At 23.6% G+C, this 6,638-nt stretch carries 8 protein-coding genes; 1 reads left to right on the forward strand and 7 read right to left on the reverse strand.

The features are described 5' to 3' along the window. Window positions 1-318: 318 nt before the first annotated feature. Window positions 319-915, reverse strand: coding sequence for a hypothetical protein (locus DDW03_RS01870; protein WP_228615368.1), 597 nt, complete (start codon window positions 913-915; stop codon window positions 319-321). Between the two features lie 441 nt (window positions 916-1,356). Between DDW03_RS01870 and DDW03_RS01875 the strand changes: the two genes are divergently transcribed. After that, window positions 1,357-1,578 (forward strand): hypothetical protein, encoded by a 222-nt coding sequence (locus tag DDW03_RS01875; RefSeq protein WP_228615369.1) that lies wholly within the window; start codon window positions 1,357-1,359, stop codon window positions 1,576-1,578. On the opposite strand, the gene DDW03_RS01880 is transcribed toward DDW03_RS01875, so the two are convergent. The 6 genes from DDW03_RS01880 to DDW03_RS01905 form a co-directional block, all read right to left on the reverse strand. Next, entirely contained in the window at window positions 1,575-1,910 is a 336-nt protein-coding gene (locus DDW03_RS01880) for a hypothetical protein (RefSeq protein ID WP_228615370.1), read from the reverse strand. The two genes, DDW03_RS01875 and DDW03_RS01880, sit on opposite strands and share 4 nt — an antisense overlap. Window positions 1,911-1,944: 34 nt before the next feature. Then, on the reverse strand, window positions 1,945-3,216 hold the full coding sequence (locus tag DDW03_RS01885; protein WP_228615371.1) for a tyrosine--tRNA ligase: 1,272 nt from the start codon (window positions 3,214-3,216) through the stop codon (window positions 1,945-1,947). 78 nt (window positions 3,217-3,294) lie between these two features. Further along, entirely contained in the window at window positions 3,295-4,971 is a 1,677-nt protein-coding gene (locus DDW03_RS01890) for a type II/IV secretion system ATPase subunit (protein WP_228615372.1), read from the reverse strand. Further along, window positions 4,971-5,675, reverse strand: a complete 705-nt coding sequence (arlH, locus tag DDW03_RS01895) for an archaellum protein ArlH (protein WP_228615373.1) — start codon at window positions 5,673-5,675, stop codon at window positions 4,971-4,973. Before arlH ends, DDW03_RS01890 begins: the two co-directional genes overlap by 1 nt. Beyond that, window positions 5,675-6,061, reverse strand: coding sequence for a hypothetical protein (locus DDW03_RS01900; protein ID WP_228615374.1), 387 nt, complete (start codon window positions 6,059-6,061; stop codon window positions 5,675-5,677). Before DDW03_RS01900 ends, arlH begins: the two co-directional genes overlap by 1 nt. Continuing rightward, window positions 6,058-6,638 (reverse strand): FlaD/FlaE family flagellar protein (locus DDW03_RS01905; RefSeq protein WP_228615375.1); only part of this gene is annotated, 581 nt, incomplete at its 5' end. The genes DDW03_RS01900 and DDW03_RS01905, both read right to left, overlap by 4 nt.

Below are 6,638 nucleotides of genomic sequence, written 5' to 3' on the forward strand. Positions count from 1 at the left end.
CTAGTTCGCCTATGGAAGATTTTACGTACTGCTTAAATTTTTCTTCTTTAGAACTTTTATATGAATATTGATCATATTTTTGACTTTTATCTATTTTTTTTTATATATTTATCAATTATTTTCATTAAATCGGGTTTTCTATATGGCTGTTGGCTGTCCATACTATATATTATATAAAAAAATTTGTAAATTTATCTTATATTATAATCATGTAATTGTAATTGACAAACATTTTTAAAAATAAAATATCTATAATTATAAATTTAAAGATGTAATCATTTTTGAAAAATTTAATAAAAGGTAAAGGTCATAAAAGTCTTAAATCTCCAAAATATTAGATCCACCGAGGGTTACATATATCTTGATATAGCGTATATCATCGTAATATTCAATTGTGTAACTGCTTTCATCTATTTTACGTTTACTTATTTCTGGATTCTCTTTTGTTTGCCCCTTTGAATCAGTATATGCATCTAAATTTATAAGTATATCTCGATCATTCGATTTCTTAAGGACTTCTGGAAATGCTGCATAAAATATATTTAGAGAGTTATCTTTTATCTTTTCTAAGAAAGAAATGGTTTGAAGAGAATCAAATAACTCAACTGATCTATCGTTATCCTCAGTGCATTTAATTTTAGAAGGAAAATATGGCATGTCAGAATAACACATAATTTCCCTATCCTTATAATAATGGTGCGATTTGACGTTATGTTCACACAGAATAGATTCGCTACCGGATTTATGACAATACGAATTTATTGATGTAATAGAACTTTCTATTTTGGGTAGATTAAAGTTTTCTTGTACTTTTTTATACAAGTCGTCTAATAAGTCTCCCAAATCTTTTATGTGATCTTTTAATTTTTTAATATCCTCTTGTTCAGAACTTTCATCTGATGGTTGACCACTCATACTATTCTATTATATAAGAAAAATTTGTAAATTTATCTCATATTTTAGTTATGTAATTGTAACAAACAAAATTAGAAAATCAAAGATAAAAAATTAACAACTTAATAATCAAAGATCAATTTAGATTAAATGTAAAAAAGGTTTAGATTATATAATGGGATTATAAATGAAAATAAAAACTGTTTATAATGAAAATTATAAAATATATCTAAAATAATATATACAGTATTTAACAATATTAGATAGTAATATTATAAAAAGAATTATTCAGGCATTGTTATATTTATCCTTTAATAAATATAATTATATGAATTTGGAAATAAATGATCATTTTTAAAATAAATTTTTATAATATCCTTATAATGAAGAAAAACTCATCGGCTGATAAATGATGAGGGTCTTGAGCTCAGATTTTTTAATATTTTTATAAAATAATTATTAATGGAGGAAGAATTATATGCAACAAAATATGAACTTTATATTTCTTTAATAATTACATTGATAACTATTGCAATTATATTGAGTACTCTATCTTATTCTCCAAATAAAAATTTATACTATATGTCAACATTAATCATATTAATATTAATTATTATAGATGTCTTTGTATATTTATCATATAAAGGAAAAATACCTTTATATAAAGTAAAGAAAAAAGATTAATTCTTTTTAGATTTCGCAATATCTAAAGCTCTTATTTTAACTAAATCTTCAATTCTATCATATAATAAAGATTCAGCTAGCTTATATTTATATTCAATATCTTTATATACTATATAAGCTTTCTTTATTTGATTATTCCTTATATATTCATCAAATATTTTCTTTCTTTCAACAATATCTTCCAAAATATTTAATATATCATTATCTTTAAATGACATTAATAATAACATCTTTGCCTCATTATCTTGTATTTTATTAAATAATTTTTTTGCATGTAATCTATACAATCCAATTAACATGACTAAATTGTTAATCATTTTGTCAATCTTCATAAATTATCATTGATAAAAAAATTTATAAATGTAACTACCTAGTGATCTTAACAGAATCTAATTCTTCTTTATATTTCTTACCAGGTCCTTCAGTAAAATATTTATATACAGGTTCTAATTTATTTGCTAACCATTTTCCAACAGCTTTCTTTAAATCCAATGGGTGTATTTTTCCCTCAACCCAATCTTTTCTTAAATCCCATAAATTATTATATACTTTTCTTTCCCCAGTTTTTTCATTAATTATCTCAAATTCAATATCTTTATATGAATATTTATATAATTCATTAGATTCTTTATCAATTATTTTATATACATCATTCCAATTTATTTTATTTTTATTCTTTGATTCTTCATATATATCATAATTTATTTTTTCAACATTTTCTACTTTATATAAATTATTTTCATATAAATATTTTATTATCCAATAATTTTCTTGATCCCTAAATATTAAATATTCAATTATTTCCCATATTGGATTGAATTCTAACTCTCTTTGAGGACAGAATGCTTTATTTATCTTATCAATAATTTCTGAAGGACTATCATGAACAAATATTGCAGAACCTGGTATAGATTTTGACATTTTTAGTTCAGACAATTCTTCTTTAGCTTCTTTTATATTTCCAGATTTTAATTTTTGAAATGTTTCATATGGCAATTGTAGGTTTGTTATTAATTGATGATGTACTGCAATTAAATTATAATTTATTTTATCAGCATATTCAATTGTAATTACGTGAATCTTTCTCTGATCAATTCCGGCATGTGCAATATTTATTTTTTGAAATATTATATCTGCAGCCTGCATTAATGGATATATTAAATTTGCAGATGGCATTGATTCTTCATATTTTCTTCCCATAATTGTAATAGATCTTAATAATCTATTTAATGTAGTATTTTTTCCAATTTTAATTACTTCTGCCCAATAATCATCATTATATATTTCAGATGCCAAAACAAATTTTACTTTATTAGGATCCCCACCCAAAGATTTTATTGTTTGTTTCATTGCTTCAGTAAAATATCCCTTTGCAATTCTTTTAATTACTTCAGGATCCCCACCCAATTTATTATTTATTACTGAATGCCAATCTGCTAAAAATACTTCTGTTTCTGCAAAATTCATAAAATCAATTAATTTATATCCAGATACAACTGCAGTACCTAAATGGACATATCCTGATATTTCATATCCTATATAATGCCTGAAATTATTTATCTTATTTGCCTTTTCTTCATTTAATACTTCTATTGCTGGCTTTTTCCATAAAAGTAATTTTATAATATTTTTATCCATCATAATTATTTATAACAAAAATTTTTGCCTTTTTAATACCGATCCATAATTAAATTAATCTCAAGAAAAATTTATTAATTATACTGAAAATGGTAATGATGAAGGTCCATTTATATAGAAATTCTTCAGTATTTCCCATACTTCAAAGAAATCAAATATCTCATATTCAACCATCTTTTTTAATATCTTAGCTCTATAATCTAATATCTGATATATTTTTCTTTTATCATCAATTTTCATTAATGGTGCAATTTTTCTTTCCAATATATAACTATTATATTTTCCAATAAACATATGTTTATCTTGTACGGAATTCCATGTAAATACATTCCTAACAGCAACCTTCTTTATCTCAGCAATATATTTTTCTATTTCATATATATTTGTTACTCTTCTTTCATATCTTCCCTTTATTGTTACAGATGTTGTAAATACAGCAATATTTAAGTTATCTATAAATGTAATTGGTATATTTATTGGTTCTCCAGTCAATCTTTCTATTAATGAAGTTATATTACCTGAGTGGAATGTTGTCATAACAGGATGACCTGTTTGCATTGCCTGGAATGCTACATATCCCTCTTTACCTCTTATCTCACCTATTAGTATATAATTTGGTCTAGATCTTAATGCTGCTCTTAATAGATCATACATAGATACATCTGCACTTTTTCCAACTTCTCTTGTAATTAATCTTTGCCATATATTATGTGGTATATTTAATTCAGGTGTATCTTCTACAGAATAAACCTTTGCATCAGGTTTAATAAATGTAGCTAATGCATTTAATAATGTCGTTTTTCCTGATGCAGTTTCTCCAGATACTACTATGTTCATTCCATTTTCAATTGCTAGCCATAAATAAGCAGCTTCCTCCGGAGAAATTGTACCAAAAGAAATTAATTGTGTTATACTCAATGGTTTTGCAGAGAATTTTCTTATTGTAAATGAAGATCCATGCAAAGATATATCTTTACCATATATAAAATTAACTCTTGATCCATCTGGTAATATTGCATCAACTATTGGTCTTGTTTCTGATGCTGGCCTATCAACTATTTGTGAATATTTAATTATATATTTATTTAAATCTTCTTCATTTTTAAATTCTCTATTTGTTTTAAGCATTCCAAATATTTTATGTACAACATAGATTGGACCTAAACCCAATATATGGACATCCTCTAAATAAGGATCTCTTAAAAATGGTTCTAAAAAACCATAACCAAATCTTTCCCTAATTAAGAAATATAATAACTTATCATATTCTTCTTTATTTTTTATATATACTTTATCAGAAAATAATTTTCTTCTTTGAAAATCAATAACCTTATTAAATAGATCAATTATGTACCTTCTTACTTCTTCAACATTATTAAAGTTAATATCTTCTATTGCATATTTAACAATTTTTGTTTGTATTTGTTCCAATTTTTTCTTTTCATTATCATTTAATTCAGGTTCTATTACATTATATAATGTTTCTCCAGATGGTAATTTATATATATGAATAAATATCGGATCTCCAACAGGATATAATATATTAAATTCAGTTCTAGATCTTAAAGAAAAATCTAGAGAAGTCATCCATTCGGGAGGACCAATTTTTAATGATATTTCATTAATATAATTTCTAAGATGCTCATATTTATTCAATGCTTCATCAAATGATGTAGTTATATCATTAGTTATTACTTTTGCATTTTCCCTTTTTATTATATATTCTTGTTTTGTTTCTTGTATTTGTTCAGGCATTATACATATGAAGATATTTCAATTATTAGCCCTATATTTGGCTCTACTCTAAATGGTATTAATGTACTATATATACCCATTGGATATCTAAATCTCTTTACCTCTATTATTTTTAATAAAGATGATTCTCCAATGGAAGAAAACCTTAAATTAAAGTATATATCTGCAATTCTCCTTATATTTCTTACAAAAAATCTATTTATTTCTGAAGGATTATATGTTAAAATAATTGTTTTATCCAGATTTTTTATTTTACTTAAAAATTCAATTAATCTTATTGAATCCATTTTATCTAATCCATTTATTAATGGATATGATAAAGAATCTAATATTATTAACTCATTTTCTAATAATTTTTTAGATTTTTCTTTTGTTAGTTCAAATATTAAATTTTCTTTTTCCTTTATTCTATTAAATAAGTTAAGTGTTGGTATAAATAATAATTTTTGATTTAATAAATAATCTTTTATATCATAACCCAATGATTCCATTTGTTTAATAAAGTCTACAACTGATAACTCTGTAGAAATATAGGTTGCAGTATGATTATTTGATAGAGCTCCATATAATATTCTTTGGCATATTATACTCTTTCCAGTCCCATTTTCTCCTTCAATTATAAATATACTACCTTTTGGAATTCCCCCTCCGATTCTATTTGAAAATTCATCCCTATCTAAATAAACATTAATATATTCTACCATTATGGGCTAATATAATATAAAGATGATTGGCCATTACAAAATGTTATTGTTAAATTATCCCCAGCATTTACTGGATAACTTACATTCAATTCTATTGTATACTGATTTAATACTTTATATGTAAAGTTAACCATTGTATTTCCTACCTCTATATTATTTATACAATTAGATGGATTTATATTCTGTACCAAATACAATATTGAATAATTACCATAATTATTATAATTTACTATATAATTTACTTGACTTTCATATGTTGGGTTTGTTATATTTGATATTTCATTTGCAATTATTTTTCCTGCTGAAGAGTAAAAGTTGAAAAATGAACTTAATACGAAATATCCAGCTACAAATAGAATAAATAAATATATTAATTCTCTTATCATCTTTTTATTGGTGATATATATCCTTTTTGAATTAGCTCATTATATAGATCTTTTAATCTCTCAATATTATTTGAACTACCTATCTGTGCTAATTTTGATATTATATATAGACTTACTATATGATCCATTGGTAATAACTTTTTATTTTCTCCCTCAACATTCTTTAATCCATTTAAATATTCCTTTAATTTTATTTTTACTTTTTCAGTTATCCAATTAATTGATTCATAATAATCCAATGCATCATCTACTTCTTCTACATTTGATTTTTTAACTAAATATGCTAACCAACCAATTATAATTGAAGAAACAGTTGGATTATCATCAAGCTTACTTAATGGTAATATATTATTTTCTTTATTTTCTTCTTTATTTTCATTTATAACTTGAACATTTGATTCTTCTTTTTTTTCTTCTTCTACAAATGGATTATAACTTTTTATTAGCATTTCATATATAGAAAAAATTTTCTCTAAATTATTTTTAATACTATTTATTTCATTTTGATGACTTTCTATTGCAGAGTTAATATTTGAAATATTACTTGAAATTTCAGATACTTTATTCTCTAGTTCTC

It is taken from the genome of Candidatus Nanobsidianus stetteri, assembly GCF_003086415.1.
Lineage (GTDB): Archaea > Nanobdellota > Nanobdellia > Nanobdellales > Nanobdellaceae > Nanobdella > Nanobdella stetteri_A.

Bases quoted from the DNA above. Each gene is read 5' to 3' on its own strand.
- DDW03_RS01880 (WP_228615370.1), bottom strand. From the start codon at position 1,910: ATGAAGATTGACAAAATGATTAACAATTTAGTCATGTTAATTGGATTG.
- DDW03_RS01870 (WP_228615368.1), bottom strand. From the start codon at position 915: ATGAGTGGTCAACCATCAGATGAAAGTTCTGAACAAGAGGATATTAAA.
- DDW03_RS01890 (WP_228615372.1), bottom strand. From the start codon at position 4,971: ATGCCTGAACAAATACAAGAAACAAAACAAGAATATATAATAAAAAGG.
- arlH (WP_228615373.1), bottom strand. From the start codon at position 5,675: ATGGTAGAATATATTAATGTTTATTTAGATAGGGATGAATTTTCAAAT.
- DDW03_RS01885 (WP_228615371.1), bottom strand. From the start codon at position 3,216: ATGGATAAAAATATTATAAAATTACTTTTATGGAAAAAGCCAGCAATA.
- DDW03_RS01900 (WP_228615374.1), bottom strand. From the start codon at position 6,061: ATGATAAGAGAATTAATATATTTATTTATTCTATTTGTAGCTGGATAT.
- DDW03_RS01875 (WP_228615369.1), top strand. From the start codon at position 1,357: ATGGAGGAAGAATTATATGCAACAAAATATGAACTTTATATTTCTTTA.